General features: G+C 75.6%; 1 protein-coding gene and 1 pseudogene. One reads left to right on the top strand and one right to left on the bottom strand.

Features of this window, described 5'->3' with window-relative positions; all coding sequences use genetic code 11:
* Positions 1-876: pseudogene (locus tag HGCM_RS10605) on the top strand (hypothetical protein); the annotation flags it as partial.
* A gap of 8 nt (positions 877-884) precedes the next feature.
* Here HGCM_RS10605 and HGCM_RS10610 read toward each other — a convergent pair.
* Positions 885-1742: a DUF3097 domain-containing protein gene (locus HGCM_RS10610; protein WP_019136815.1), complete on the bottom strand. Its 858-nt coding sequence runs from the start codon at positions 1740-1742 to the stop codon at positions 885-887.
* Positions 1743-1778: the final 36 nt, after the last annotated feature.

Below are 1778 nucleotides of genomic sequence, written 5' to 3' on the forward strand. Positions count from 1 at the left end.
CCGCCCGCCGCGGGCCCCGGCGCCGCGGTGCCGCCCGTGGGGGCGGTCCCTCCGCTCGCGGGCGCGGACGTCCCGCCGAGCACGGCGTACGGGCCGCCGAACGACGGCCGGTACGACGTCGGCGGTCCCGGTCCCGGCGCCGTCCCGCCGCCCGGCGGCGCCTACGCCGCCCCGGCCAGCGCCCAGACGCCGATCGGCGAGGCGCTGTCGTGGGGCTGGGCGAAGTTCACGCAGAACGGCGGCGTGTTCGTCGGCGCCGGGTTCCTGTGGTTCGTCATCTCGCTCGCGGTGCTGGCGCTGGTGTCCCTGCTGTTCGGCGGGTTCGCGAGCGTGCTCCCGACCAACCCCGACGGGTCCGTGCGCGGTCCCGTCGGCTTCGGGTTCTCGCTGAGCCTCGTGCTGTTCGGGGCGTTCCTGTGGGTGCTCGGCTCCGTCGTGCAGGCGGTGTTCGTGCGCGCGGCCCTCAAGGTCACCTACGGGCGGCGCGTCGGGATCGGCGACTTCTTCGACTTCTCCGGGTTCGGGCGCCTCGTGGTCGCCATCCTGCTCGTCGCCGGCATCAACATCGTCGTCTCGTTCGTCGCCTGGGTCCCCGTGCTCGGGACGCTGCTGCAGCTCGCGGTGAACATCTTCCTGTTCTTCACGCTGTACTTCGTCATCGACAAGGGGCTGGAGGCCGTCGACGCCGTGCGCTCGAGCGTGGAGCTCGTCCGGGCGAACCTCGGCCCCACGATCCTGTTCCTGCTGCTGTGCTACGCGATCCTGCTCGCCGGCGCGCTCGCGTGCGGCGTCGGTCTCGTCGTGGCCGTGCCGGTCGTCCTGCTGGCCGCCGCCTACTTCTACCGGCGGCTGCTCGGGGAACCGATCGCGCCCTGACGGGCCGGTCAGGCGGTGACGAAGTCGATGAGCTCCTCGACCCGGCCGAGCAGGCTCGGCTCCAGGTCGGCGTAGCTGCGCACGCTGCGCAGGATGCGCTGCCAGGCGCGCGCGACGTCGGCGTGGTCGTCGGCGGGCCAGCCGAGCTCGCGCAGCACCCCCACCTTCCACTCCGTGCCCCGGGCGATGGTCGGCCACGCGCCCAGCCCGAGGCGCTCGGGCCGGACGGCCTGCCAGACGTCGACGTACGGGTGCCCCAGGATGAGGACGCTGCCCCGGGGGTGCGCCCGGAGCACCTCGTCCGCGATCCGGCTCTCCTTGGAGCCGGCGACGAGGTGGTCGACGAGCACCCCGACGCGCCGCTCGGGCGTGGGCGCGAACGCCCGGAGCTCGTCCGCGAGGTGGTCGATGCCGTCGAGGGGCTCGACGACGACGCCCTCGACGCGCAGGTCGTCGCCCCACACCTTCTCGACGAGCTCGGCGTCGTGACGGCCCTCCACCCAGATCCGGCTCCCGCGGGCGACCCGCGCGGGCGCGTCCGGCACGGCCACGGAGCCCGACGCGGTGCGCGTCGGGCGCGCGGGCGCCGTGGCGCGGACCGGCGGCGTCAGCACGACCGGCTCGCCGTCGACCCAGAACCCCGGGCCGAGCGGGAAGGAGCGGGTCCGGCCCCGGCGGTCCTCCAGCACGACCACGTGCTGGCCGCCGGACTTCTCGACGCGCACGACCGCGCCGACCCAGCCCGTCGTGACCTCCTCGACGACGAGGTCGCGCTCGGCCGGCTGGGGACGCGAGGTCCGCGGCGCGCGGTGGTGGGCGGTCGGGGAGCCGCCGAGCACGTCGGCGCCGTAGCGGTCGTGGGTCACGGCACGCACCCTAGGCGCGCGGCCCGCGGGGCCGGC

Source organism: Cellulomonas massiliensis JC225 (assembly GCF_000312005.1).
Lineage (GTDB): Bacteria > Actinomycetota > Actinomycetes > Actinomycetales > Cellulomonadaceae > Cellulomonas > Cellulomonas massiliensis.